The sequence below is a fragment of the Bordetella genomosp. 11 genome, assembly GCF_002261215.1.
GTDB lineage: Bacteria > Pseudomonadota > Gammaproteobacteria > Burkholderiales > Burkholderiaceae_B > Bordetella_C.
Map to the genome: position 1 here is coordinate 839,671 of NZ_NEVS01000004.1, position 24,656 is coordinate 864,326.

At 63.8% G+C, this 24,656-nt stretch carries 23 protein-coding genes and 1 pseudogene; 14 read left to right on the plus strand and 10 right to left on the minus strand.

Going from position 1 to position 24,656, the window contains the following annotated elements; translation table 11 throughout:
• The first annotated feature begins 60 nt into the window (after nt 1–60).
• The 4 genes from CAL28_RS11600 (at nt 61) to CAL28_RS11615 (ending at nt 3,306) form a co-directional block, all read left to right on the plus strand.
• Nucleotides 61–810 (plus strand): multiubiquitin domain-containing protein, encoded by a 750-nt coding sequence (locus CAL28_RS11600; RefSeq protein WP_094841523.1) that lies wholly within the window; start codon nt 61–63, stop codon nt 808–810.
• Nucleotides 785–1,966, plus strand: a complete 1,182-nt coding sequence (locus CAL28_RS11605) for a ThiF family adenylyltransferase (RefSeq protein WP_094841524.1) — start codon at nt 785–787, stop codon at nt 1,964–1,966. Before CAL28_RS11600 ends, CAL28_RS11605 begins: the two co-directional genes overlap by 26 nt.
• Complete coding sequence (locus CAL28_RS11610) at nt 1,966–2,436, plus strand: DUF6527 family protein (RefSeq protein WP_176463967.1); 471 nt, start codon at nt 1,966–1,968, stop codon at nt 2,434–2,436. Before CAL28_RS11605 ends, CAL28_RS11610 begins: the two co-directional genes overlap by 1 nt.
• A gap of 339 nt (nt 2,437–2,775) precedes the next feature.
• Nucleotides 2,776–3,306 carry a hypothetical protein gene (locus CAL28_RS11615; protein WP_094841525.1) on the plus strand — a complete coding sequence of 177 codons (531 nt, stop codon included), beginning with the start codon at nt 2,776–2,778 and terminating at the stop codon, nt 3,304–3,306.
• Between the two features lie 315 nt (nt 3,307–3,621).
• Here the strand turns inward: CAL28_RS11615 and CAL28_RS11620 are convergent, their stop codons facing one another.
• Nucleotides 3,622–3,804 carry a hypothetical protein gene (locus tag CAL28_RS11620; protein WP_094841526.1) on the minus strand — a complete coding sequence of 61 codons (183 nt, stop codon included), beginning with the start codon at nt 3,802–3,804 and terminating at the stop codon, nt 3,622–3,624.
• 290 nt (nt 3,805–4,094) lie between these two features.
• Here CAL28_RS11620 and CAL28_RS11625 point away from each other — a divergent pair, with 290 nt between their 5' ends.
• Entirely contained in the window at nt 4,095–4,514 is a 420-nt protein-coding gene (locus tag CAL28_RS11625) for a hypothetical protein (protein ID WP_094841527.1), read from the plus strand.
• Between the two features lie 173 nt (nt 4,515–4,687).
• Entirely contained in the window at nt 4,688–5,044 is a 357-nt protein-coding gene (locus tag CAL28_RS11630; RefSeq protein ID WP_141218176.1) for a hypothetical protein, read from the plus strand.
• A gap of 28 nt (nt 5,045–5,072) precedes the next feature.
• Here the strand turns inward: CAL28_RS11630 and CAL28_RS30305 are convergent, their stop codons facing one another.
• Both CAL28_RS30305 and CAL28_RS29495 read right to left on the minus strand, forming a co-directional pair.
• A complete protein-coding gene (locus CAL28_RS30305; RefSeq protein WP_440588378.1) occupies nt 5,073–5,342 on the minus strand; it encodes a hypothetical protein in 270 nt (89 codons plus the stop codon).
• 369 nt (nt 5,343–5,711) lie between these two features.
• On the minus strand, nt 5,712–6,722 hold the full coding sequence (locus CAL28_RS29495; RefSeq protein WP_141218177.1) for a hypothetical protein: 1,011 nt from the start codon (nt 6,720–6,722) through the stop codon (nt 5,712–5,714).
• Between the two features lie 527 nt (nt 6,723–7,249).
• Between CAL28_RS29495 and CAL28_RS11635 the strand changes: the two genes are divergently transcribed.
• Both CAL28_RS11635 and CAL28_RS11640 read left to right on the plus strand, forming a co-directional pair.
• Nucleotides 7,250–8,254, plus strand: coding sequence for a hypothetical protein (locus CAL28_RS11635; RefSeq protein WP_141218178.1), 1,005 nt, complete (start codon nt 7,250–7,252; stop codon nt 8,252–8,254).
• Nucleotides 8,255–8,484: 230 nt separating this feature from the next.
• A complete protein-coding gene (locus tag CAL28_RS11640) occupies nt 8,485–8,874 on the plus strand; it encodes a DUF4260 domain-containing protein (protein WP_094841530.1) in 390 nt (129 codons plus the stop codon).
• A 124-nt stretch (nt 8,875–8,998) separates the two neighbouring features.
• On the opposite strand, the gene CAL28_RS11645 is transcribed toward CAL28_RS11640, so the two are convergent.
• From CAL28_RS11645 to CAL28_RS11660, 4 genes are all read right to left on the minus strand, one after another.
• On the minus strand, nt 8,999–10,492 hold the full coding sequence (locus CAL28_RS11645; RefSeq protein WP_176463968.1) for a carotenoid oxygenase family protein: 1,494 nt from the start codon (nt 10,490–10,492) through the stop codon (nt 8,999–9,001).
• A 73-nt stretch (nt 10,493–10,565) separates the two neighbouring features.
• Nucleotides 10,566–10,982: a DUF1398 domain-containing protein gene (locus CAL28_RS11650; protein ID WP_094841532.1), complete on the minus strand. Its 417-nt coding sequence runs from the start codon at nt 10,980–10,982 to the stop codon at nt 10,566–10,568.
• A gap of 230 nt (nt 10,983–11,212) precedes the next feature.
• Nucleotides 11,213–11,995, minus strand: a complete 783-nt coding sequence (locus CAL28_RS11655; RefSeq protein WP_094841533.1) for an IclR family transcriptional regulator — start codon at nt 11,993–11,995, stop codon at nt 11,213–11,215.
• Entirely contained in the window at nt 11,988–12,782 is a 795-nt protein-coding gene (locus CAL28_RS11660) for an IclR family transcriptional regulator (protein WP_094841534.1), read from the minus strand. Before CAL28_RS11660 ends, CAL28_RS11655 begins: the two co-directional genes overlap by 8 nt.
• A gap of 202 nt (nt 12,783–12,984) precedes the next feature.
• Here CAL28_RS11660 and CAL28_RS11665 point away from each other — a divergent pair, with 202 nt between their 5' ends.
• From CAL28_RS11665 to CAL28_RS11690, 6 genes are all read left to right on the plus strand, one after another.
• Nucleotides 12,985–14,151, plus strand: a complete 1,167-nt coding sequence (locus CAL28_RS11665) for an acyl-CoA dehydrogenase family protein (RefSeq protein WP_094841535.1) — start codon at nt 12,985–12,987, stop codon at nt 14,149–14,151.
• 115 nt (nt 14,152–14,266) lie between these two features.
• Nucleotides 14,267–15,250, plus strand: coding sequence for a Bug family tripartite tricarboxylate transporter substrate binding protein (locus tag CAL28_RS11670; RefSeq protein ID WP_094841536.1), 984 nt, complete (start codon nt 14,267–14,269; stop codon nt 15,248–15,250).
• 78 nt (nt 15,251–15,328) lie between these two features.
• Nucleotides 15,329–16,531 (plus strand): acyl-CoA dehydrogenase family protein, encoded by a 1,203-nt coding sequence (locus CAL28_RS11675; protein WP_094841537.1) that lies wholly within the window; start codon nt 15,329–15,331, stop codon nt 16,529–16,531.
• A complete protein-coding gene (locus tag CAL28_RS11680; protein WP_094841538.1) occupies nt 16,518–17,513 on the plus strand; it encodes an acrylyl-CoA reductase family protein in 996 nt (331 codons plus the stop codon). Before CAL28_RS11675 ends, CAL28_RS11680 begins: the two co-directional genes overlap by 14 nt.
• 81 nt (nt 17,514–17,594) lie before the next feature.
• Nucleotides 17,595–19,709: an acetate--CoA ligase family protein gene (locus CAL28_RS11685; protein ID WP_094841539.1), complete on the plus strand. Its 2,115-nt coding sequence runs from the start codon at nt 17,595–17,597 to the stop codon at nt 19,707–19,709.
• Between the two features lie 125 nt (nt 19,710–19,834).
• Entirely contained in the window at nt 19,835–21,109 is a 1,275-nt protein-coding gene (locus CAL28_RS11690) for a cation:proton antiporter (RefSeq protein WP_094841540.1), read from the plus strand.
• Between the two features lie 60 nt (nt 21,110–21,169).
• On the opposite strand, the gene CAL28_RS30190 is transcribed toward CAL28_RS11690, so the two are convergent.
• The 3 genes and pseudogenes from CAL28_RS30190 to CAL28_RS11700 form a co-directional block, all read right to left on the minus strand.
• Nucleotides 21,170–21,829, minus strand: a complete 660-nt coding sequence (locus CAL28_RS30190) for an ABC transporter ATP-binding protein (RefSeq protein WP_369597693.1) — start codon at nt 21,827–21,829, stop codon at nt 21,170–21,172.
• Between the two features lie 75 nt (nt 21,830–21,904).
• A pseudogene (locus tag CAL28_RS30195) lies at nt 21,905–22,657 on the minus strand (ABC transporter ATP-binding protein); the annotation flags it as partial.
• Nucleotides 22,654–24,588 carry an ABC transporter permease gene (locus tag CAL28_RS11700; RefSeq protein WP_094841541.1) on the minus strand — a complete coding sequence of 645 codons (1,935 nt, stop codon included), beginning with the start codon at nt 24,586–24,588 and terminating at the stop codon, nt 22,654–22,656. The gene CAL28_RS11700 and the pseudogene CAL28_RS30195, both read right to left, overlap by 4 nt.
• Nucleotides 24,589–24,656: the final 68 nt, after the last annotated feature.

The following is a 24,656-nucleotide window of genomic DNA, read 5'->3' on the forward strand; positions in this document are numbered from 1 at the left end:
TAGGTCCGATTAGAGGGTTGTAGGCGAGAAAAGCCTCGCTACAGCAACCACAAGGACCTTATGAAACACCCTGATTTTGACGACGTTGGCGACGCGATCCGTGAGGACCGTCCTCTGCGGGAGGCTGCCGCCTACCGTATCCGCTTTGGCTTGGAAGGCCTGACCTTCCGCCACATCGACGTGCCGGACCCGGTTCCCACAGGCCGGCAAATCCTGGCCAGCGCAGGCCTGGACCATCGCACCGACTACATCCTGTTCGCCTACCTGGACACGGGTGACTTCGAGGACGTCCGCCTCGACGAGACTTTCGATCTGCGCGGCAAGGGCGCTGAGCGCTTCATCGCGTTCAAGTCCGACCGCGACTTCAAGTTCACGCTGAACGACCGCCAGTTGGCCTGGGGTCGCGCCGACATGCTGGGTAGCGTCCTGTACGACCTCGCGGACACGTCGCCGGACGAGGCCGTGTTCGTGGAGGTTCGCGGCGGTGAAGACCGCATGATCGACCCGGACGACCGCATCAACCTCGACGCGCCGGGCATCGAGCGCTTCATCACCGCACCTAAGCCGGACACGGGCTACGTCATCTTGGTCAATTCTGAAGAGAAGACTGTGCCGGACAAGCACGTCACCTTCGAGCAGGTCGTTAAGCTGTACTACCCGAACGCGGCCGGCGAGACCGATGTGAAGTTCTCGATGACCTACCGCAATGCGGCCTCGCTCCCCCACGCCGGCGAGCTCGGCGAAGGCGGCTCCGTCGAAGTCAAGAAGAAAGGGACCATCTTCAATGTCACGCGCACTGTTCAGTCTTAATCCCGACCTGGCCCGCCTTCGTTCGGAGGGTTACTTCATGCGCATCCAGGGGAGCTTCCTGGTGATGCTGGAGGTGCCCTACGTCGACGCACAGCGCCAGGTTCGCTTCGGCACGCTGTCGTCGGCCCTTGACTTGGCCGGCGACCGCACCCGCAAGCCTGAAACGCACGTCATGAACTGGGATGGCGACTTCCCATGCAATGCCGACGGGACGCGCTTGCAAGGCATCTCGCATGCCGAACCGAACACCGACCTTGGCCACGGGCTCAAGGCGCGGTTCACCTTCTCCAGCAAGCCGAGCGATCAGGGCTACCCGGACTACTACGCCAAGATGTCGACCTACGCGACCATCGTGTCCGGGCCGGCTGCGGTGCTGCAGCCGGGCCTTAGCCCGCGCGTGTTCCGCGGCGGCGACGAGGAAGACGAGGCTAGCGTTTTCAACTACCTCGACACGGCTTCCAGCCGCGTTGGGATCGGCGCGCTGGTCGCCAAGCTGGGGCAGGAAGTTGTGGCCATCATCGGCCTAGGCGGCACCGGTGGCTACATCCTGGACTTTGTAGCGAAGACTCCCGTCAAGCAGATTCGCCTGTTCGACCCCGATGTCTTCCTGTCGCACAACGCCTTCCGTGCACCTGGCGCAGCGACCCTGGAGGAGCTGCGGGATGCCCCGATGAAGGTGTGCTACCTGAAAAGCATCTATGGGCGCATGCACCGCTTCATCGAAGCACACCCAGTGAAGATGAAGACGGAGACGCTCGGTCTGCTAGACGGCATCACCTTCGCGTTCCTCAGCATGGATGCCGGCGAGGAGAAGCGCGCCGTCGTGACCAAGCTCGAAGCGCTGGGCGTTCCCTTCATCGACGTCGGCATGGGCCTGGAACTCACGAACGGCAGCCTTGGTGGCATCCTGCGCGTCACCACGAGCACTCCTGACAAACGCGAACACGTTCACCAGGGCCGCATCTCCTTCGCTGGAGGCGGTGGCCAGGACCTGTACGCGTCCAACATTCAGGTGGCTGACCTGAATGCTCTGAACGCGTGCCTGTCAGTGGTGAAGTGGAAGAAGTTGCGCGGTTTCTACAGGGACCTGGAGCACGAACACCACTGCACTTACACCACGGACGGCAGCATGCTGCTGAACGGAGACCAATCGTGATGAGGCACCACACCCTGCAACACCGGTTCGTCCGGAACGTGCCACGCGAGCTGGAGCCGGGCGTGTTGTACATCTCGGTTGACTACGCGACTTCGGTTCATTCGTGTTGCTGCGGCTGCGGCGACCGTGTGGTGACGCCGTTCACACCGACCGACTGGCGCATGAGCTTCGACGGCGAATCCATTTCGCTTTTCCCCTCCGTGGGAAACTGGAACCAGAAGTGCCGGTCGCACTATGTGATCCAGCGCAATCGCGTGCTGGAGGCCGGCCCCTGGTCAGATGCGCAGGTTGAAGCGGAGCGACGTCGTGACAAGAAGGCCAAAGCATCACACTACGGTGGCAGCGGCAAGATGCGCTCGGCGGTTCGACAGTTGACCGTACTAGCACCCGAGCCCGAAGTAACCTATCAAGAAGGGGGGCCACGCCCCCAAAGTTTTTGGTCTCGGTTAAAGACTTGGCTGGGCCATTGACTCCAATGCCTTCCTCAACGCTCGCAACATCGCCGGAATACGCGGCGGTCAGCGACTGCTTCCTGGCATGAGCGTGAACATGTCTGGAAATGATCACTGACTGCAATCGCTGCTTAGCAGTCATACCTTTGCTGGTCGAGCTTCCGCTTCAGGTCGGTAACGAACGGCCAAGTGCCATCATCCCAAAACAGCCGCTGTTATGTCATCAAATTTCACCCACCCGGTCAGCCGATTTTGCTATGAGCTTTACCGGGTGCTCAGCACGTTCAGAAATCAGAGCGAGGGCGGCGGTCGATCTCGCAAGCTCGCTCGCGCGAGATGGCTTGAATAGGCGCATCAATGGGATTAGCCTGGGTGGCGTTCGATTACTTGCTCTTCCGTATCCTGACTTCCGTTGCTATGCCTGCCAACGCTCAAAAGAAAAGGGGAGTGTGCATGCCGTACTCAGCGCAGCAGTTAGACAAAATTTTGGTGGACATTGAGGCCGGGAAATATGACAGCGCCGGGCTCTCCAGACCAAGGAAGCTTTCCGACGATGCGCAAGGAAAAGTCGTGAGCCTTCCTATAAGCGACAACACCGAGGAGGTCATTTTTCGGCGTCGTCCCGACGGGATCTGGGAAACGCATCCGAAAGACGAGCCGCCGGCGGCAGACGACCTGAGCCATTTCGGCGCAAAAGGTGGACGCGAGGCCGCAATCAAGCTGATCCGTGACGCGGCGGCGGCGGTACAACGGGAGTTCCCTTCCGACGCTGTGACCACGATTGAACATGGCATTGCACTAGCCTTTGGCGAGGCGAATCACTCGCCTGAGCAAATGACCTTAGAGAGCTTGGTTCGCCGCTATCGCGCGTGGCGGAGCAAGCAATAAGCGCATTGGCGGGCTTTCATGTCCACGCCACCTGCGGCCCTACCATTTGCTACGGGTGCCCTATCGCTCGGGCTTTCATTTGGGACGCTCAACAACGATGCGGGTTGCGCGCACACCCGAATGAAAGAACCCGGCCGCCGCGCCGTTCGGAAACTTTTCTCCATCCGCGCCTGGTCGTGACGGCAAGATTCGGATTCGTCCTCGATTGAGAATCCCCGCCACTGGTAGTCCTGTCGCCGGCGCAGAGCAAGGAATTTGCCGGGCGCGGGCCGCCGCGAGCCGCCGCGGCTTGCCTAACGCCGGCCAGACTGCCGTTCAGACGCCGGCGACTGCGGACCAGGCGGCCGCCACCAGGTCGCCGGCGCAAGCACCCGCCACCCCGCAGGTGATGGCCCACGCCACGATGACGAGGCCCCACAGGGATGGGCGGTTATCGGCCCCGGCCGGGGCGGTCGGCACCAGGTCGGCGCAGAGAGCGAAGGAAAGAAGGGCGAGCATGGCTGTCTATCTCAAGGGCGTGCCCCGCGGATGCTGGGGCTACGGGAGCGTCGGGCACCTAGTCCCTTGTCGCCGGCGCCTGAGCCGCCGGCCGCGCCCCGGGGGCCGAGCCGGCCGCCCATGCACCGGGTGCGGCGCGTCGCGGGCAGTCGCCCGCTCGGTACTGGCACCGCGCCGTGCGGCAACGCGTCCATGGCCCTGCAGCGTGCAACCCCTGACGCCGACAACCGTAGGGGGACAGTGGAGAAATATTGTGTTACCGTTCCGCTCTTCCTTTAGCGGAGGAGCAGATGAAGGCTCTGTGCATTGGCATCGCCCTAAGCTGCGTCTTGACGGGCTGCGCTACAAACCTAGTTTCGCGCGACAAAGCAAAGGTTATCCCTGCGGACCGGCTCTATGAGCCCACGTTCGTATATCGCGGCGGACAGGAAAAAGCTGAGATCAGCGTCATTCGTGATAGCGGGTTTGTCGGCTCCGGCTGTCTGCATCGCCTGTGGGTAGACAACGTTAAGGTCGCGGCGCTCGATCCAGGCGAAGCGATAGACCTAGGGCTGTCGCCGGGCCCACATTTCATGCGCATTGAAATGGGCGTGGGGCTGTGCGCAAACATCCAGATTTCAGAGAGCTTCGAGCTGAAATCGGGGGAACGGCGCGTCTACCGGGTCATGACGGACTCCAATTTCAAACTGGGTTTCGTGCGGATGGAGTAGCGGCTCGGGACGGCGCAGCTCGTCACCACGCGTTTTTCGATGGCGCCCCCCAGATATGCTTGAGGCTGATTTTCGCGACGTAGGCGTAGGAGCGCTATGAGGCGCATAGTCCAGGTCCTGTCGATATGCACGCTTGGGAGGCGAGGGCAGCAGACTCATATACGGCAGTCTCCATGAAGTTCCGATTAATCGCGCTGGGTATTGATGAGAGCAAGCCTTTGCTCTACCAGTGGGAAATCCACGACGTACGCACCGGCGAACTCAAGGGCCGATACATCGGAAAGGCCGTTCGCGGAAGCGGGCGGCCGTTGAGCCAATACCGGCGGAACGTGCTGAATCTATTGGCCGGTTTGCCATACCGGAGGAACAAACCGGACGGCTTCAGGCGCGTGCACCGGGCACTGGCAGATGCGGTGATTAAAGGCGATCGGATCACGCTAACCTTGCTTCGCAACGTGCCCTTGGGTGAAGACATCAACGAAGCGGAGCGACAGGCAATCCGGCGGTTCAACTGTACCTTGAACGGATAGAAGGGGGGCAACACTGGCCATAGGTGCTTCACTCTGCGCCAACGTTTGGCAGCGTCCAGCGGCAGGGGACCTGGCCGCCACCCGAAGCAATGCACTTGCAGGATGTGCGACACGATGGTCCCCCGTCCTGTGGCCGAAGGCGCAGGTTGATCCGGTACGTTCGATCCGGGAGCGCCCGTCCAATCAAGCGCACGTCAAATGTGAGGCTCAGGGTCCGATAGCCAGGCGCCTTCCCCGTAGGGTCACGCGCCAGACGTCCTGACCACGCGAGTTGCCGCGGCCCCGAAACACGGCGCACGAATGCTCAACCGCGCGCCGCGGTGACCCCCCGGAACTGCGCTGGCTACGGGTCACGGCGCCGCTGTGGCTCGCCTATACGGTCCTGCGGGGCGTGATACCGGTGTCGAAGTTCACCCGACCCGAAATTCCGCGTTTATACAAATCAACGACTTAGAGAAAGCGGGTCAGCCAACTTGGAACCGGCGTTTCATTGAAATTGGAATTCTGCGAGCAAAATTTCGCTCAACTTGGAATTTTGCGGTCCAAGACGTCAATGTCTGCGAACGGCCAAAAGCGGGCGTTCAACGCCTAACGTAATCCACAGTTGATTCCGCTGACCAGTATCTTGTGGACTTCCATTTTGCGTAAGGACTTTCTATTGCTAGCGTTAGCGAGGAAGGTACGTCGGAACTACGGTAATAACGGGTGCGTTCTTGTCCCACAGTAGAGCGCGAGATGTGCTTTCGGCGTCCACGCAACGAATACAGTGCAAACGCGCAGACGCGAACTTGGGATATGCCACGTCCAGGAGTCTACGCGCCTCGGTGTTGGAAATGGGGGCTTCGTGCCACTGCCAGACTCCAATGTCGAACATGTTGTTGCGAAGATATTCGCCGGAAAATTTCCCCAGGAAGGCTACTTCGCCAGCTTTGGCTTCGAATGAAACTAGGTTCGGGTCGATGGGCCTGGGGAAGGTTGTTGCATTAGTGAGGCGTGCTATCCCCCTCCACGAGACCAGCGCATACGTTCCTGGCGGCACCTCAATCAGACTCGTTTCCGTGGTAGCGACGCTCGTACTGCTTTCATGTGAAAACGGAATCAAGTACGTGTCTTCGGTTTCCACATTTCTCAAAAGAAACGCCATCGTTTGAAAACCGGCGTTCTGCTCGTAGCGGCCTGCGACATACGCGTGGTCGGCGGCAGGCGTTGCATCAACAGCGACCGGAGGCGCAGATGATGCACATCCTGCGACGACGCCGACCAACGCAGCACAAGCGGAAATGTTGATCAACCTGAATGCCGGTCGCGCGATCGTTCTGACTTTGTTCAGCAGGGACATCATCAATTGATATGCAGTGAGCTGCGGGTGGGTGGCGAGTCGTCGAGCAGATAAAGCCGATTTCATCGTTGTTTTCGTGCTGCAACGTTCTGGCTGTGTGGTCGAAACGGCGGACGCACGAAGCTCAGCGCTGTCCGCCGTTTTTATTGCACGCCGCAACGTATCTCCAGTTGGTTGGGCGTTGAGAAAGCTCACGTCTCCGCTATCCATCGCCATGATTGCGGAAACAACCACTACGCCGATCGCCCCTCTCACAGTTCCCCCGGCAGCAGAGCCGCCGGCTGGAGGGTTGAGCGCCATTTGCGTTGGCATAGTGATCGATAGGTTCTGCAGGACCATGTCTGTCTCGCCCCTTATCGTCGGGGTCGATAGTCTCCGGCTGCAAGGCGGAATGCGGCGACTGAGCTGCCAGCGTAGCGATATTCAAATGGAACGGGATCCTTGAGTCACACGACTTGGCTCGGGTTAGACGGCGGAGTCAAGTGCTTTGAATTCAAGGCGCATCCGGTCAGGCATCCTAATAGGGCCACTATGGCGAACCCCGAAAGTTGGCACACGCTGTTCATTATTAATTTGATTAACTAAGTATCATTTGCTAACTTTAGTATGTATTGGAGCTCCCTGCAAGCTGCAATGTTGTAGGGCAGAAGTGGACGAATCATGCGCAATGAAATCGAGTCCACTGGGTCGCTTGATCGATAGTTTCCACGAGGCAACTCTCAAGTCATTCCTCGTGGTCACCCTAAAACGGGAGACATACCTGGTGTTGGAACGTTTCAGAGGACTCAACCTTCTTGGCAGAATACGGACGACCTCGGCGACGCTCAGCGGGGCGTCAACTTCATGCCATTACACGAAGTCAATTTATGTTCAACCTAGACTCTGGCCGTACGGAATTGCTGTTTAACGCGCACATTGATGAATTCCACGTTGTCGACAAGGACACAATGTTCAATGAATTATCTAAAGGCGCGTTTACGGACTTTCATCGAAAAAAAGCGAGTGTGTATTTTCTTGCCAAAACACGCCGAGTGGCATTTATTCCCAAAACATTCGGTATCGAAGCGGATTTTTGTTTGAACGGAAAGATAAAAATAGGAAATCGTGTAGAGGCAGTGCGATTCAATGTTGCAAAGATGCTTTTTGAGGCGAGCGGCGTTAAGACGCACTTTGCTTCCTGGGAGCATTGGGCAACGGAGGTAATGTCGGGATGGGGCCTAAAGGACGCTCAAAATCTGTCGGCGGGCGAGATGTATCGAAGGTTCATCGCAATCGACTTTGAACTCTCCAGCGGCGCCTACTTGTACATTGATTGCAAGTTCTTGCAAGGCGTGAAGGGAGGTGACCTGAGGGCCCGCACTGTCGTAAATCCTATTCAGCTTGCTCATATGTTTGATTGGAATGTGTTCGACGACATCGAGGTTCTGTATATCGGCAAGAGCAAGGGTAGCGTGCTCAATCGGACCATGAACCACAATAAATGGGGAGGCATTACGAGCGCGGTAAAAGAAGACGAGATGGTGCTCGTATATTTCATGAACATCGCGCACAGTCCGATGGCGAAAGTTACACCTTTCCAGATATTGAGAGTGGTCGGTGCGATAGACGATGACGAACTCGACCGAGATGCGGTGAGCGTGATTACAGAGGCTGCGCTTATCAAGCACTTCTTTAAGGAGAAGGGATTCAACGAGCAGGTAGTAACTCAGCCGATTGAAGAGGTAGCTAAGATAAAAGAAATGCTGGTTGACCGTGGTTACACTGGAGTGCTCGTGGAGGTACGGCTTGATGGGCCTCTCGGCGTGCTGGGTACCGATGCCACTGGCTATCATAATCACCATGCTGCCCGTTATATGCTGCAGCAACTGTAGTGCTTCCAGCAAAGGGCGGGTCCAGCTCAACATGAGCTTTGATCTATTGTTCCGTGGCAGCCTGCGCGTCTCCAGAGCGAGTGCCCTTCCTGCATAGATGTTGCACGCCGGCTCACGGCCAAGAACCGTCACGATTGTCGGCCCATAGCGACGACTAGCGTATTCTCTATCCACGCGACAGGCACGCTCGGTTTGTCGTTTAAATCCAATCAGGTATCTGGACGAGGTCCATGGCAAACGCAGTGGCAGGTGGTGTTCGGGTTGTGCTCCGACTTGAAGGGCTGTGCATTCTTGTGGCTGGTGTTCTGGGCTACGCAAAATTCGGCAGTGGTTGGGGAACATTCGCTTTGTTCTTTCTTGCCCCAGACCTTTCCTTCGCGGGCTATCTTGCTGGATCGAAGGCGGGAGCTATCGCGTACAACCTGGCGCACTCTCTTGTCGGCCCGTTGGCAGTGCTGCTTACGGGAATTCTTCTGTCCGCACCCGTCGCGGTCACGGCCGGCATCATTTGGGTAGCGCATATCGGTCTAGACCGTGCGCTGGGCTATGGCCTCAAGTATTCGGCGGGGTTCAAGTTCACCCACTTGGGCGTCATTGGTCAGGGGCGCACTGGCGCCTGACCGTTCATTCAAGACAGCCTGCCCAAAGCGCGCTTATCCGCGCGGCGCGGCCACAACCCAAGAGCGTTGGCAAATGTCTTCCCTGAATGGACCGCGACACGATGCAATCGACGCGACGGGCGCATCAAGTCCTGGAAATCCAATTGCCGTGTAGTCCCTGCGGCACGCGCTGCGGCATCTCGATGACGGCGACGGGGGACTCTTCGATCCGGGTCGCGTCCAGCAAAACCAGGTTGCTGCCCTGGCGCACCGGATCGTAGGTGAAGGCCGCCAGATAACCGTCGTCCTCCGCACCACCGCCCGGCTTGGGCACGAACGCAGCCTCGCCAACGATCTGGTTACCCAGGTCATGGCGCGTGTATCGGCCGGTCTCGGTATCGAGCTTGAGCACGGTATTGAACACCGCCGAAGGCGGGTTGGCTTCTTTCAGCGAGGAGGTCAAGGTGGGCATGTAGACGAAGCGAGTGGGTAGCGCCTCGCGTAGATGGTTTACTCGCGGAAATTCGGTAACCTCGTTCGAGAAGCCGGCGACCTTGAAGCTGCGGCTCGCCGGGTCGATGGTCATGCGCTTGAATGTGGGGGTAGGGCCGTACGCCAAGGCAAATTTGTCGTGCTGCACGTAGTCCACGACGATCTGCTGGCCGCGCTCGAATCCGTTGGCGAAGTGGAAGACAAAAAAGGGCTCGCCTTCGATCCAGATGGGAACACCGCCGTCCAACGGGAGCAATGCGATACGCATGCCCAGATCGGGACGCCATTGCAGCATCGATTGGCCGGCCTTCGCTGCCTGGACATCGAACACCGCCGGTCCGGCGATAAGGACAACGTAGTGCTCCGTCAGGATGAAATCGTGGATCATTGTGGGCATTGGAAGTTCCACCGAACTGGTGTTCACCAACATTCCGGAAGCATCGATGCGATGAAACTTCACCGTCGGCGTGCGCCAGCTGTATTCCAGTGCGTAGAGATCGCCCGTGCGCGGATGATGCCGATTGTGAGCGCCCAGGCGCAACGGTTCGGAGCCGCCGGCGGTCCACTGGCCCAAGGTATCCAGTTCCGCGCTTATCTCGTAGCTGGTCGTCGCTTCGTTGAGCGCGATAAAGCGGCCGCCATGCTGGATAATGTTCACGAACGCGCCGTTCTTCAAGAACGATGGCGCTTCTCCCGGTAGGAATAGGCCGCGATCGACAGGCACAGGATGTGCGAAGCTTCCAAAGACGGCCCTGCCGGCCCGGCGCTCCACCATCAGGCTTTCCGTCTTCACGAAACGGTTGCAATAACGGGCCTTTCCGTCTTCGATATAGACGGCATGGATCATGCCATCGCCGTCCAGCGGGTAGGTGTAGCCGATAGGCTTGAACTCCGGGTTGGGTCCGTTGCGCATGTAGACGCCGCGCAAGTCGGCGGGAATCTTCCCCGAACTCACCCGAAGATCGGGTACGTCGACCTCGCGCTGCACCGGAAGGAAGTTCCCGCTAAGATGCGGATCGTCGTAAGTCCAGGGCACATCGACTCCCTCGTCAGCCCGGGCCAGAGGCCATAGGGCATGGCTGCCGATAAGCGTGGCCCCGCTGGCGGCCAGATGGTGAAACGCACGGCGTGTGAGTGGTGGCGACATGATGGTCCCCAAGAAATGGACACAGTCCTCTCGCGCTCGGCACCGCGGGCGCATGGCAGCGTGTACGAATCGGCTATTGGCCTTCCAAAGCGGGATACTGCTCGACGTATTCCTCATCCAGGCAACCGTAGTACTTAACGGTTCGAGCAACCAGGTCCACGTCGTAGCGGACGACACCTGCGCGCCACGCAGCCTGGAGAAATTCCGGAAACGTGCTGTCTCCAGCCTGGTCGGTCTGCAGCGCCTTTACGAGCGCATGCCTATCGAACGCCGGTACGTCTGCCGCGCCTGTCACCAGCGGCGTTCCCTGCATGACCACCGGCCCATCCTGGGTCAGATACAGGCTCTGGCATGCCGGTAAGAACCATATATTCCGCACGACGCCCGCTCGACGAAGGGTATCGGCCAGGTATGGAAACCCGCCCACTTTAGGTCCGTCGATCACGGCCCGCTGCTGCGCGGACTTTAGATTCTCTATCGCTTTGCTCATTGCCATTCCTCCTATTGCGGAAGCGTTGGTGCGAGAACGTGTGGAGGAGGCATGGCTTTCCATGGAAACTACTGTCGTTTCCATGGAAAGGATTGTCAAGGTTGATTGTCGAGGTCATCACGTGGACAAAAGAATGGGAGATCTCACATGTGAGGTGAATGCCCGCAGCGGATTACTGTTTTTTGGTGACGACCCGTCCTTCCGAATGTATGTGTACGGCTGGCTACGCGCTAAACCCCATCCCGCATCCCCAGCATGCGCTCGACTTCCCGCGCCAGCGCCACCAGCCGTGGACCGATGTCCGCCGCCCGTTCCCGGTATGGTCCATCGCTGGATGGCACGCCGCAATTGAACACATACAAAAGCGACTGATAGGGACGGCAGAGCGGTGCGGCGAAACCGTACGCATCTGGGCGCCACTGCACGTTGTTGCCGCAGTACCCCTTGCGCTCCAGATCCCTGCGGGCGGCCGGCAATGTGCCGATATGCGCGGCGTAGTGGCCGGGGTCGGCCAGTTTCAGTTGGTTCAGGACGGCCGCGCGATCGGCGTCGGACGTTCGCGCCAGCCACGCCTTGCCCGCCGCGCTGGATAGCAGGGGCAGGGCCGCGCCGATGTCCGGGCGCGTTTGCAGTGCCTCGTTGGACCTTGCCGTATCCACATAGACCATCTGCAGCCGGTCCCGCACCACCAGCGACACGGCGCCGCGTATGTGGTTGGCCACCATTTTCATCAAGGGCCGGGCGACCTGGCGGATGTGCATGCTGGCCAGCAGGGGATGGCTAAGCGCCAGTACTGCCGCGCCTAATCTGTAGCGCGGCGGCTTCCCGATCGCTTGCAGGTAGCCCAGTTGCACCAGCGTATGCGTCAGGCGCGCCACCGCGCTTCGGGACAGTCCGGTGCGCAGCGCAAAGTCCTTGTTGGCCAGGAGGGGGCGTTCCGCGCTGAAGCACGCCAGGATGTCGATGCCGTGCGCCAGGGTGGTGGCGAAGTCGGGGTCGTGGCGCTCAGGCATCTTGGGCGTCCAGCATTTTTTCGACGCGCGCGACCAGTTTGCACAGGCGCGGCGCGATGCGCGTGCGCAGCGCGCCGGGACGCAGGCGGGACAGGGGCACGCCGCAATTGAAGACCAGCACGCGGCCCTCGACGGGCTTGCGCATGGGCACGGCGACCGCATGGATGTCCGATAGCCAGTCGCCCTCCGAGACGCAGTACCCATGCCGCGCGAAATCGTTCTGGGCTTGCAGCCACGCTGCCTGGTGCTGGGTCCATGCGGGCGTGTCCTGCCGGCGCAGGGTTTCCAGGATCGGCCCGGCCTGGTCCGCCGGGGCCTGCGCCAGCCACGCGCGACCCATGGCGCAGGGCAGCAAGGGAAGCAAGGCACCGATGCCGGGCCGGAAGGCAATGGCGTCGTGGCCGCGGCACGTTTCCAGATACACCATGTGCAGGCCATGCTGCATGCCCAGGGATACCGATCCGCCGGCGAATTCCGCCAGGCGCTGCATTATCGGCCGTGCAAGCTGGCGCACGCGCACGTTGGCAAGCAGGGGGTAGCTCAGCGACAGGACAGCCGGGCCCAGCCGATACCGCCGCAGGCCGGCGTCGTACGAAAGCAGGCCGCGCTGCACCAGGGTGTTGGTCAACCGCGAGATGGTCGCCTTGGACAAGGCCGTGCGCGCGGACAGCTCGCCGTTGCTTAGCGCGGGCTCTCCGTGACGGAAGGCCTGGAGCACCGACAGGCCGTGCGCCAGCGTGGTGGCGAAGGCGGGATCGGGATGGCGCTGACGGGATGTGGCGGGCATGGGAGGCATCCGGATGCGGCATGGCCTGGCCGCGCGGGTGGTCCGATCATAGAACAGCCGCGGGCGGCGCGGCGTGCCCCGCGTTCAAGATATCGAAACAGTTGTCTCGCGGATTCCAGGGTTTTGCTAGGCTGCTTCCAGCTGGATCCACGAGCCCGCGCACCCATACCGAACGCGGCCGCCAGGAAATGGAGACAAAGACATGATCAGGGATGCCGAAGGCTACGCGGGATTCATCGATAGCCTGCGCCGATTCGTCCGGGAACGTCTAATACCGCGCGAGGCGGAAGTCGCCGCGCGGGATGAGGTGCCTGGCGATATCGTGGCGGCCATGGCCGCGCAGGGCATGTTCGGCTATTCGATACCGCAAGCCTACGGCGGCGCCGGCATGACGACCGAGGAGCTGATCCTGGCGGCGCTGGAGCTTTCTCAGTGTTCCGTGGCGTTCCGGGCGCGTGTCGGGACGAATACCGGGATCGGTTCCGAAGCCTTGGTGGCCGATGGCACCGAGGCACAGAAGCGGCGCTACCTGCCGGGATTGGCCAGCGGCGAGTTGACGGGCTGCTTCGCCCTGACGGAGCCGGAAGCGGGTTCGGACGCCACGGCCTTGCGCACGACGGCGGTGCGCGACGGTGACGAGTATGTGCTGAACGGCGAGAAATGCTTCATCACCAATGCGCCCCTGGCCGACGTGTTCACCGTGATGGCGCGTACCGACCCCAACGAGGCGGGCGCGCGCGGGATCACGGCATTCATCGTGGAGCGTGGCGCGCAGGGCCTGTCCACCGGGCAGGCGTACGACAAGATGGGACAGGCTGGCTCGCCGGTCTCCGCGGTGTACTTCCAGGATTGCCGCGTGCCGGCCGCCAACATCATCGGCGGTCGCGAGGGCCAGGGGTTCAAGACGGCGATGAAGGTGCTGAATAAGCAGCGCATCCATCTGGCCGCGCTGTGCATCGGCCCGGCCATCCGCATGCTGGACGACACGATGCGCTTTGTGGCGCAACGCCGCCAGTTCGGCAAGCCGCTGATGGATTTCCAACTGGTGCAGGCGATGATCGCCGACTGCAATACCGAGATCCAGGCCGCGCGCGCGCTCGTGCTGCAAACCGCGCGCGCCCGGGACGAGGGCAGGGATGTGACGCTGGACGCGTCGATGTGCAAGTACTTCGCGTCGGAAATGTGCGGCCGCGTGGCCGACCGCTGCGTGCAGATGCACGGCGGCTATGGCTATATCGCGGACTACGGCATCGAGCGCTTCTACCGCGACGTGCGGCTGTTCCGCCTGTACGAGGGCACCAGCCAGATCCACCAATTGACGATTGCCCGCCATACCTTGACGCAGGCGGGCCATACGCCCGGCCGCTAGCCAGCCGCGCACGCCGGAGCCACGGCGTCGCGCGCAAGCCCGACGCCAGGTACACAGCCTTTCCCACAGCCGGGCCGCCAGAAGCCCGCATCGCACCGCCAAAGGAGACTTCGCCATGCTTGCCCAACGCCTTCACGGATGGTTGACCGCCATCGCCATTGCCGCCTTATCGTGCATCGCGCCGCATGGCGCGTCGGCCGCCTATCCCGACAGGCCGATACGCTTGATCGTGCCGTTCGCGCCCGGCGGATCCACCGACATCCTGGGCCGCATCCTGGCCGATACGCTGCACCCCATACTGGGCCAGCCCATCATCGTGGAGAACCGGCCCGGCGCGGGCGGCAACATCGGCGGCGACTTCGTCGCCCGCGCGGCGCCCGATGGCTATACGCTGCTGCTGGCCGCGGCAGGCCCCACGGTGATCAACCCCAGCCTGTACCGCAATATGCCGTACGACCCGGCGAAGGACCTGGCCCCCATCTCGTGCCTGGAGCGCGAACACAACCTGATGGTGGTGGGGAAGTCCATGCCGGCGAAGACCTTGCAGGAGTTCCTGGCGTATGCGCGGGCCCACCCTGGCAAGCTTTCTTTCGGTTCGCCGGGTAATGGTTCGCCCGCCCATCTTGCCGGCGAACTGCTGAACCAGAAGGCCGGCTTGAAGATGCAGCACGTGCCCTACAAAGGGACCGGGCCGGCCATCACCGACCTGGTCGCCGGCCACATCGACATGATCATCGACAACATGCCGGCACTGCTGCCGCAGGTCAAGGCGGGCAATCTGCGGGCGCTGGCCGTGCCCAGCGATAAGCGCGCGACGGCCGCTCCGGATATTCCGACGTTCTCCGAGGCGGGGCTGGACGGTTTCGTGGTCATGGCCTGGAAGGGGCTGATGGCGCCGGCCAAGACCGACCCCGCGATCATCGAGCGCCTGCATGCCGCCGTGCTGCAGGCCTTGGCGGATCCGAAGCTGCGCACCCGTTTCCAGGAACTGGGCGCGGAGCCCCTGGGCAACACGCCCGCGGAATTCGCTCGCCAGATCACCGAGGAAACCGCGTGGTGGGGCAAGCTGGTGGCCTCCACCGGGGCCAGCGTGCAATAGCCACGGCGCCGGCGGGGCAAGGACCGGCCCGCGGTCGCCGCGCCCGCGGGCCGGCGTGGAATTCAAGGAGTAGACGAGATGGTTGCCGAAGACGACAACATCCAGGATGCCGGCGTGCAGGCGCTGTGCGCGCGCGTCGACCGCTTCGTCGATGAAGTGGCCATTCCGGCGGAGTCCCCGGCCATCGCGCGCGATGTCGCGCAGCTGGACCGCCGGGTCACGGCCTTGCGCCAGCAGGCGCGCGCGGCGGGCCTGTACGCGCCGCAGCTGCCGCCGGAATGGGGCGGCCTGGGCTTGGGATGGCGGGCATTGGCACGGGTGCTGGAGTCCGCAGGCCGAAGTTTTCTGGGGCCCGCGGCATTGAACTGCGCGGCGCCCGACCAGCCCAATATGCTGACATTGCTGCGCCTGGGGACCCCGGCGCAACAGGCTCGCTACCTGGCGCCGCTGACCCGTGGCGAGCGGCGCGCCTGCTTCGCGATGACGGAGCCTCCGCCCGGCGCGGGCTCCGATCCCGCCATGCTGCGCACGCGCGCCGAGCGGCATGCCGGCAAATGGGTGCTGAACGGCCACAAGATGTTCATCAGCGGCGGCGTCGGCGCCGATTTCGCGCTGGTGCTGGCCATGACGGACGCCGGTGCCACGCTCTTTCTGGTGGACGCGGACAATCCCGGCTACGAGGTCGTGCGCGACATCGGCATGGTCACGGTCTACCAGATCGGCGGCCATGCCGAAATCCGCCTGCGCGATTGCGTGGTCGATGACAGCGCCGTCGTCGGCGAACCGGGACTAGGCATGGCGCACGCCCAGTTGCGCCTGGAACCGGCGCGGCTGCTCCATTGCATGCGCTACATCGGCCGCGCCCGCCGTGCGTTGGAAACCGCGCAGGCGCACGTATTGCATCGGGAGTCCTTCGGCGCGCGGCTGGCCGACCTGCAGCAGATACAAGCGATGGTGGCCGATTCGCATATCGACCTGCATGCCAGCCGGCTGCTGACGCTGGATTGCGCGGCGCGCATGGACCTGGGACAGCCGGTCAAGGAGAGCAGCGCCATGGCCAAGGTTTTCGTGTCGGAAGCCGTGGGCCGGGTGGCCGACCGTGCCGTGCAGATGATGGGCGCACTCGGCGTATCCGACGATACCCCCGTCGGCCAGATCTGGCAGGAGCTGCGCGCGTTTCGCATCTACGACGGCGCCAATGAGTTGCACCGCGCGACGCTGGCGCGCCGCCTGCTGTCCCGGCATCGTGCCGCACGAGAGAACGCCCATGACGATCAATGAATTCCCGGCCTACCGGCTGCATGCCGGCGTGGACGGCGGGCGGCCGGAGGGCCGCGTCGAACAGATCAGGGTCGAGGACCTGTCGCCCGGCGACACCCTGGTGAAAGTGGCCTACGCGGGCCTGAACTACAAGGACGCGCTGGCCATGGCCGGCATCGGCCGCATCGTTCGCGACTATCCGCGTATCGGTGGAATCGACCTGAGCGGCACGGTGGTGCATTCGGCGGACCCCGGCCTGCGGCCCGGCCAGGAAGTGGCCGTGCATGGCTTCGGCATCGGCGTGGACCACGACGGCGGCTACGCCCACTACGCGCGGGTGCGCCACGAGTGGGTCATGCCCCTGCCGGAGGGCATCGGCCTGCGCGAAGCCGCGGCAATCGGCGCGGCCGGCTATTCCGCCGCCTTGTCGCTGCACTGGATGGAGCATTGCGGACTGGCCCCGGATCGAGGGCCGGTGCTGGTCACGGGCGCCACCGGCGGCGTGGCCGGCGTCGCCATCGACATACTCGACGGGCGCGGATACACGGTGTGCGCGATGAGCGGAAAACCCGCCGCGCACGATTATCTGCGCGGGATCGGCGCTCATGTTGTGGAAGCGCCGCCCGACCTGGCCGGCGCCAGCCGTCCCCTGGCGAGCGCGCGCTGGGCCGGCGTGATCGATTCGGTGGGCGGCGCCATGCTGGCGCACGCGTTGGCCGCGGTGAAGCCCGAAGGCGTGGTGGCGGCATTGGGTAACGCCGGCGGCGGCGAACTGCCGACCACCGTCATGCCCTTCATCCTGCGCGGGGTCAAGCTGCTCGGTATCAATGCCAACAGTCCCATGCCGCTGCGCCGCGAGGTATGGGGCAAGCTGGCGCGCGAATACCGGCCGCGGCATAGCGACCGCATGGCACGGGTCATCGACCTGCCGCAGCTTCCCGCGACACTGCAATCCCTGCTCGATCGGGGCCATATCGGCCGCACGGTCGTGCGCTTTTCCTGATCGCCGTCCATAGCGCGGTCGGGCATCTGCCCGCCGCCTGTTGGCGTCGCTTTCGGGCTTACTACGCTTCGAGCACACACCATGTCCGCAAATTCCGAATCCTCGCTATCGCGCCTGTTCCATCCGCGCAGCATCGCCGTCGTGGGCGCATCGGCCACGCCGGGGAAGATAGGCGCCATGCCGATTACGCTGCTGCGCCAGCATGGCTACGACGGCGGGATCATCCCCATCAATCCGCGCGCGGACACCGTGCAGGGCCTGCCGGCCTATCCCGATCTGGCGGCCCTGGACGGCGAAACGGACCTGATCGTGCTTGCGGTGCCGGCCGAGCACGCGGCCGACGCGCTGGCCCACGCACGCCCCGGCCAGGCGGCGGGCGCCGTCGTCTTTACATCCGGGTTTGCGGAGGCGGGCGAGCCGGGCAGGGCGGCGCAGCAGCGCCTGGTGGACGTGGCCCGTTCCCTCGGCATCCGGCTGCTGGGGCCCAACTGCCTGGGCTTCATGAATGTGCGCGACCGCGTGTATGCGACGTTCACGCCTGCCGCGGCACGCGATGCCGCGCGCGAAGGCGGTATCGGCATGGTGTCCCAGAGCGGCGCCTTCGGCGCCTACGCCTACAGCATGGCGCAGGCGCGCGGCCTGGGCCTGTCGTATTGGATCAGTACCGGCAACGAAGCCGATATCGACGTTGCCGACTGCATCGCCTGGCTGGCAGGGGACCCGCGTACCCGGGTCATCATGACCTACATGGAAGGGTGCCGCGACGGCGGGAAGCTACGTCGGGCGCTGGACGCGGCGCGGGACGCGGGCAAGCCGGTGGTCGTGACCAAGATCGGCCGCACCCAGGCCGGCGCGCGGGCGGCGGCCTCGCATACGGCCGCGCTGGCGGGCGACGATGCCGTCTATGACGCGCTTTTCCGTCAGCATGGGGCACTGCGCGCGCGCACCATCGAGGAGTTCTTCAACCTGGGCTACGCGTTGGATACCCTGCGCCACTACCCGCGCGGCAAGCGGCTGGCGATCCTTTCCATTTCGGGCGGTGTGGGTGCCTTGATGGCGGACGAGGCCAGCGATGCCGGCCTGGGGTTGCCCGAGCCCGCACCCGCGGCCCAGGCCAGACTGCTGCAGCATGTGCCGTTCGCCAGCGCGCGCAATCCCATCGACGTTACCGGGCAGGCCGTGACCGAGCCGGGCCTGCTTTGGGCGACGGCCCAGGACGTCCTGGGCGATGGACAGTATGACGCCGTGGCGGTGTTCCTGGCGGCGGCCGGGTCGTCGCCCGCGCTTTGGCCCACCTTCGAGGCATTCGCGCAGGGGCTGCGCGACAAATTTCCTGAGGTGCCTGCCGCCATCTGCGCGCTGTTCCCGGTGGAACGGCAACGGCAGCTGGAGCAGCAGGGTTGCCTGGTGTTCGCGGATCCCAGCGCGGCCATCCGTACCCTGGGCGTCATCGCATCCGCTTTCGCGGATACGCTGTCCGCCCACCCGGCGCCGGAGGCACTCGATGATGCCGTTGCCACGCTGGACCTGCCCGCGGGGGGATGCAACGAGGTGCAGGCCATGGATATCCTGCGGCAGGCCGGTATTCCGGCGCCCGCCTTGGCTTTGGTGGGCAGCGCCGACCAGGCCGTGGCCGCCGCCGCGGCCTTGCAAGGCCCGGCCGTGCTGAAGATCGTCTCGCCCGACATCGCCCATAAGAGCGACGTCGGCGGCGTGAAGGTCGGTGTCGCGGGGGAACCGGCCGTGCGCGATGCCTATGCCGGCATCCTGGCCGCCGTGCGCGGCCGGCGGCCCGACGCGCGCATCGACGGCGTGCTCGTCGCGCCGCTGCTGCGCGGCGGAGTGGAATGCATCGCCGGCGCGCACCTGGACCCGGTTTTCGGCCCCGTGGTCATGTTCGGCTTGGGCGGGGTATTCGTGGAGGTGCTGAAGGACGTCAGTTTCCGGCTGGCCCCGTTCGGCCGCGACCAGGCGCTGGGGATGATCCGGGAGATCCGCGGCTACACGCTGCTTCAAGGGGCGCGCGGCGAGCCGCCTTGCGATATCGACGCCATCGCGGATGTCCTGGTGGCGCTATCGCGCTTCGCGTACCGGCATCGCGCATCCATCGGGTCGGTCGAGATCAATCCTTTGCTGGCACGCCCGCGCGGCCAGGGGGTGGTTGCCCTGGACGCGGTCATCGCGCCGCGTCCCTGACGTGATGCCGCACCCGAACGGGCGGGAATAGGGGCGACATACCGGTTTGATTTGCGTCAAACCCCCGGCGAAAGATCGGCAGTCTGATAAGCACGGTGGCCGCCTTCGCTCGCGGGAGATGGCAGATGCTGATCATCGCGGTATTTATCTCGACGGTCTTTTTCTACAGCCTGGTGTCGCGGCGACTGGAGCGGACCGTTTTGACCGCGCCCATTGTGTTCACCGCGGTCGGCGCGCTGATGTCCGCTTCGCATGAAGCCGTGGCCGAACTGGCGCTCGATCGCAAGGATCTGCTGCTCATTGCGGAGCTCGGCCTGGTGATGACCCTCTTCAGCGACGCGTCGCGGGTCAGCCCGCGCATGTTGAAGGGCGACACCAATCTGCCCGTGCGGCTGCTGAGCACCGGCATGCTGCTGACTATCGCCTTGGGCGTACTGCTGGCGATGGTGGTGTTCCGGACCCTGAGCTGGTGGGAGGCGGGCATCCTGGCCGCTATCCTGGCGCCGACCGACGCCGGGCTGGGACAGGTCATCGTGAACAGTACCCAGGTGCCGCAACGGATCCGGCAGGCCTTGAACGTGGAAGCGGGCCTGAACGACGGGCTTTCGGTTCCTTTCCTGATGTTTTTCATCGCACTGGCCGAAGCGACGGAGACGAGCCAGGGGGGCGGGGTGCTGACGCGCTTCCTGATCGAGCAGCTCGGCTACGGGACACTGGTCGGACTCGGCGTCGGATTGCTGGGCGGCTGGGCACTGGGGGTGGCGCAACGCAAGGCGTGGATGGCGGAGAACATCGCGCAGCTGGGCGTTATGGCGTTGCCGCTGGGGTGCGTCGTGGCGTCCGAGGCCAGTGGCGCGAGCATGTTCATCGCGGCCTTCGTGGCTGGCCTGGCGACGCAACGGGGCTTCGGCGATGTGGGCCGGCACAGCGTCGAATTCGCCGAGGACTGGGGACAATTCCTGAACTACTTCGTGTTCTTCATGTTCGGCCTGTTCGTTGCCGGTGTCTGGACGCAATTCGATGCCGCCATCGTGGCCTATGCGGTGCTGAGCCTGACGCTGATCCGCATGGTGCCGGTGGCGATCGCGCTGCGGGGCACGCGCATGAGCCGGTCGACCGTCCTGTTCATGGGATGGTTCGGTCCAAGAGGATTGGCGTCGATCGTCCTTGGACTGGTCTACCTGGATGGGGCCACCCATCTTCCCGGCGAGCAGACGATCAAGCTGACGGCCATGGCGACGGTTCTGCTCAGCATCGTTGCTCATGGCCTGACGGCACTGCCTGGCATCGCTCGGTACGCGAAGGCGATCGGCGCCTTGGATGGTTCCGCGCCGGAGCATCAACGCGAGATCGAGGATGTCGATACATCCCGGCCGACGCACGGTGCCGTCCGTCCATGACCGGGCCTGCGTTGGACTTCGCCTCGTCGCACGCGCGCGATGGTGCGAATGGCCAGGGTGTCAGACCGTGCCGGAACCCGTGATTTCCCCTTTTTCAAGCACGTATTGCCGGTCCGCGACCATTTCGGCGAAGCGCTGGTTCTGTTCGGACAGAAGCACGCTGGCGCCTTGCTGCTTCAGCTCGATGATCGCCCGCGCCATTTGTTCGACGATCAAGGGGGCGACGCCTTCCGAGGGTTCGTCCAGCAGCACCAGATAGGGATTGCCCATCAAGGTGCGCGCGACGGTCAGCATCTGCTGCTCGCCGCCGCTCATGCGGCCTCCCGGGCGATTCTGCATGGCGCGCAGGTTGGGGAACAAGGCATAGAGCCGGTCGGTGGTCCACGCCGGGGCGGGCCCGCCATCGGGCCACGCTCTTGGCGCTTGCCGGCCGACTTCCAGGTTTTCCTGCACCGTCAGGTCCGCGAAAATCCGCCTGTCCTCCGGGACGAACCCAAGGCCGGCCCTGGCGATCTGATGCGGAGCCTTGCGCGAGATGTCCCGGTCCATGAACTCCACCTGGCCGCGGCGTTTTTCCAGCAAGCCGACGATGGCTTTCAACGTCGTGGATTTGCCCGCGCCATTGCGGCCCATCAGGGCGACGACTTCGCCACGGCGGACTTCCAGGTTGATGTCGTACAGGATGTGGGCGGCGCCATACCAGGCGTTCAGGTCCCGCACGCGAAGCAGCGCTTCGGGTTGCGTGGCGGGTTGCGGTTCGATGGATGGCTGTTCTTCGGCGGGCGGACGATGTTCGCGCTCGAAGGTCGCCCCCGAGCCAAAGTACACCTCTCGTACCTTCGGATCCGCCCGCACTTCGGCGGCGCTGCCCTCGGCGATCGCTTTGCCGCGCGCCAGCACGATGATGCGATCGGCGTGCGCGAAGACAACGTCCATGCTGTGTTCGGTGAACAGGACGGCCATGCCGCGTTCGACGACCAGCCGCTTGGTCAGGGACATCAGGGCGTTGCGCTCGGTCGCCGCCATGCCCGCCGTGGGTTCGTCCATCAGCAGCAGCTTGGGGTCGTTCGCCAGCGCCATGGCCAGCTCGACGCGCTTGACGTCGCCGTAGGCGAGTTCGCTGCAAGGACGGTGCGCCTGGTCCGCCATGCCGACCTGCTCCAGCAGGTCCAGCGCCCGCGCGCGGTATTGCGGCGATGCGGGCCTGCATCCCGCGAAAATCCGCCGGTGGTGCGATAGCAGCGTCATCTGCACGTTCTCGACCACCGACAGGGACGCGAAGGTTTCGGTGATCTGGAAGGTACGGCCCACACCCAGCCGCCAGATATCGCGCGGATGCAATCCGGTCAGCGTTTTTCCATCGAGGGTAATGGACCCGGCACTGGGTTCGATCTGTCCGCCGACCATATTGAAGGTCGTGGATTTGCCCGCGCCGTTGGGCCCGATCAGCGCCAGCAGTTCGCCGGCCGCGACGTCGAAGTCGATACCGTCGACCGCCGCGATGCCGCCGAAGTGCTTGCTGAGGTTGCGGACTTGCAGCAGGCTCACGAGGATCTCCCGATCGCGCCGGCGTTGGATGGCTTCGCGGCCCGGCCACGCGATTGGCGGCGGTCCGCCCATTGACGGGCGAAGCCGGCGATGCCCTGCGGAAAGACCAGCACCAGCAGCAGGATCACACCCCCGAGCGTGGCGCGCCAGTAATCGGTGGCGCGCATGACGTTGTCCTGCAGCCAGGTGAAGGCGGCGGCGCCGACCACCGGGCCGGCCAAGGTCTGGATGCCGCCCAGCAGCACCATCACCAGCCCGTCGACCGATTTGCCGACGGCCATGACGTCGGGCGCGATGCTGCCCTTGGAAAACGCATACAGCGCGCCCGCCAGTCCCGCGAACAGGCCGGCGACGACGAAAGCGGCCCATTGCACGCGGCGCACGTCGATGCCGATGGCGTCGGCGCGCAGGGGGGAATCCCGTCCCGCCCGCATGGCGTAGCCGAAGGGCGAGAACAGCACGCGGCGCAGCAGCAGGACGCCCGCGACCGCCAGGACCAGCGTCAGGTAGTAATAGGCATAACCGGCCGACAGCCAGGCCGACGGCCACAAGCCGGTGATGCCGTTGGACCCGCCCGTCACCCCATCCCATTGATAGACCACGGACCAGACGATTTGCGAGAAGGCCAATGTGAGCATGGCCAGATAGACCCCGGACAGCCGCACGCAGAACCAGCCGAAAACCAGCGCGCCCAGGCCCGCGGCAAGCGGGGAGAGCGCCAGCGCCGCCTCCATGGGCAGCGCCAGGTTCTTCAGCAGCAGGGCCGCGCCATATGCCCCCAGGCCGAAATACGCCGCATGGCCGAACGAGTGCATGCCGGCCGGGCCCATGATGAAGTGCAGGCTGGTGGCGAAGAGGGCCGCGGTCAGGATGTCGGTGAGCAGGATGGTGGCATAGGGGAAACGGTCGCCGGCTAGCGGCAGCAGGACGAGCAGGGCCAGTATCGCCAGGGCGAAGCCGCGCAGCGCGCGCGACGATGGCCGTAGCGGGGATTCGATGGCGGCCGCGGCGCGCGCCGTGACGGCGGGACGGCCCAGCAGGCCCCAGGGCCGTATTGCCAGCACGACCGCCATGACCAGGAACTCCGCGACCAGGGTCAGCGACGAGAGCGAAATTTCCAGTCCGGCCACGTTGACGGTGCCCAGGGCTATGCACAGGGCCTTGATTTCGGCGATCAACAATGCGGCGAGATAAGCACCCGGGATGGAGCCCATGCCGCCGACCACCACGACGACGAAGGCGTCGCCGATGGTGCGCAGGTCCAGCCCCAGGCTGGCTGGCTCCCGTGGCAATTGCACCGCGCCGCCCAAGCCGGCCAGCGCGGCGCCCAGGGCGAATACGCCGGTGAACAACCATGCCTGATTCACGCCCAGGGCGCCGAGCATTTCCCGGTCCTGCGTGGCCGCGCGGACCAGCGTGCCCCAGCGGGTGCGCGACAGCAGTAGCCAGAGCAGCAGCAGCACCGCCGGGCCGATGGCGATCAGCACCAAACTATAGGTGGGAAATTGCCGGCCCAGTATGTCGACCGCCCCGCCCAGGCCGGGCGCGCGCCGGCCCAGCAGGTCTTCCGGTCCCCAGAGGGCGAGCGCCGCGTCGCTGATGACCAGCACCAGCGCGAAGGTCGCCAGCAGCTGGAACAGTTCCGGGGCCTGGTAGACGCGCCGCAGCAGCAGCATTTCGATGGCGGCGCCAAGGACGCCCACCGCCAGGGCCGTCAGCAGGATGCCGCCCCAGTATCCCAGGCCCGTGGCGCCGAAGGTTTCGGTCAGGCTGTACGCGATATATACGCCCAGCATGTACAGCGACCCATGCGCGAAATTGACGATGCGGGTCACGCCGAATATCAGCGACAGGCCGGCGGCCACCAGGAATAGGGTAGAGGCTTCGGCCAGGCCGTTGAGCAGCTGGACCAGTAATGCGTTGACGTTCATCTGGAAAATCCGCGAAGCAGGCGTGACGCGCGCGGGGCATGCGCCGGTATTGCCTGGGTGGCAATACC

Excerpts from the sequence above, each read along its gene's own strand:
- CAL28_RS11600 (WP_094841523.1), top strand. The coding sequence starts at position 61 with ATGAAACACCCTGATTTTGACGACGTTGGCGACGCGATCCGTGAGGAC.
- CAL28_RS11605 (WP_094841524.1), top strand. The coding sequence starts at position 785 with ATGTCACGCGCACTGTTCAGTCTTAATCCCGACCTGGCCCGCCTTCGT.
- CAL28_RS11610 (WP_176463967.1), top strand. The coding sequence starts at position 1,966 with ATGAGGCACCACACCCTGCAACACCGGTTCGTCCGGAACGTGCCACGC.
- CAL28_RS11615 (WP_094841525.1), top strand. The coding sequence starts at position 2,776 with ATGGGATTAGCCTGGGTGGCGTTCGATTACTTGCTCTTCCGTATCCTG.
- CAL28_RS11620 (WP_094841526.1), bottom strand. The coding sequence starts at position 3,804 with ATGCTCGCCCTTCTTTCCTTCGCTCTCTGCGCCGACCTGGTGCCGACC.
- CAL28_RS11625 (WP_094841527.1), top strand. The coding sequence starts at position 4,095 with ATGAAGGCTCTGTGCATTGGCATCGCCCTAAGCTGCGTCTTGACGGGC.
- CAL28_RS11630 (WP_141218176.1), top strand. The coding sequence starts at position 4,688 with ATGAAGTTCCGATTAATCGCGCTGGGTATTGATGAGAGCAAGCCTTTG.
- CAL28_RS29495 (WP_141218177.1), bottom strand. The coding sequence starts at position 6,722 with ATGGTCCTGCAGAACCTATCGATCACTATGCCAACGCAAATGGCGCTC.
- CAL28_RS11635 (WP_141218178.1), top strand. The coding sequence starts at position 7,250 with ATGTTCAACCTAGACTCTGGCCGTACGGAATTGCTGTTTAACGCGCAC.
- CAL28_RS11640 (WP_094841530.1), top strand. The coding sequence starts at position 8,485 with ATGGCAAACGCAGTGGCAGGTGGTGTTCGGGTTGTGCTCCGACTTGAA.
- CAL28_RS11645 (WP_176463968.1), bottom strand. The coding sequence starts at position 10,492 with ATGTCGCCACCACTCACACGCCGTGCGTTTCACCATCTGGCCGCCAGC.
- CAL28_RS11650 (WP_094841532.1), bottom strand. The coding sequence starts at position 10,982 with ATGAGCAAAGCGATAGAGAATCTAAAGTCCGCGCAGCAGCGGGCCGTG.
- CAL28_RS11655 (WP_094841533.1), bottom strand. The coding sequence starts at position 11,995 with ATGCCTGAGCGCCACGACCCCGACTTCGCCACCACCCTGGCGCACGGC.
- CAL28_RS11660 (WP_094841534.1), bottom strand. The coding sequence starts at position 12,782 with ATGCCCGCCACATCCCGTCAGCGCCATCCCGATCCCGCCTTCGCCACC.
- CAL28_RS11665 (WP_094841535.1), top strand. The coding sequence starts at position 12,985 with ATGATCAGGGATGCCGAAGGCTACGCGGGATTCATCGATAGCCTGCGC.
- CAL28_RS11670 (WP_094841536.1), top strand. The coding sequence starts at position 14,267 with ATGCTTGCCCAACGCCTTCACGGATGGTTGACCGCCATCGCCATTGCC.
- CAL28_RS11675 (WP_094841537.1), top strand. The coding sequence starts at position 15,329 with ATGGTTGCCGAAGACGACAACATCCAGGATGCCGGCGTGCAGGCGCTG.
- CAL28_RS11680 (WP_094841538.1), top strand. The coding sequence starts at position 16,518 with ATGACGATCAATGAATTCCCGGCCTACCGGCTGCATGCCGGCGTGGAC.
- CAL28_RS11685 (WP_094841539.1), top strand. The coding sequence starts at position 17,595 with ATGTCCGCAAATTCCGAATCCTCGCTATCGCGCCTGTTCCATCCGCGC.
- CAL28_RS11690 (WP_094841540.1), top strand. The coding sequence starts at position 19,835 with ATGCTGATCATCGCGGTATTTATCTCGACGGTCTTTTTCTACAGCCTG.
- CAL28_RS11700 (WP_094841541.1), bottom strand. The coding sequence starts at position 24,588 with ATGAACGTCAACGCATTACTGGTCCAGCTGCTCAACGGCCTGGCCGAA.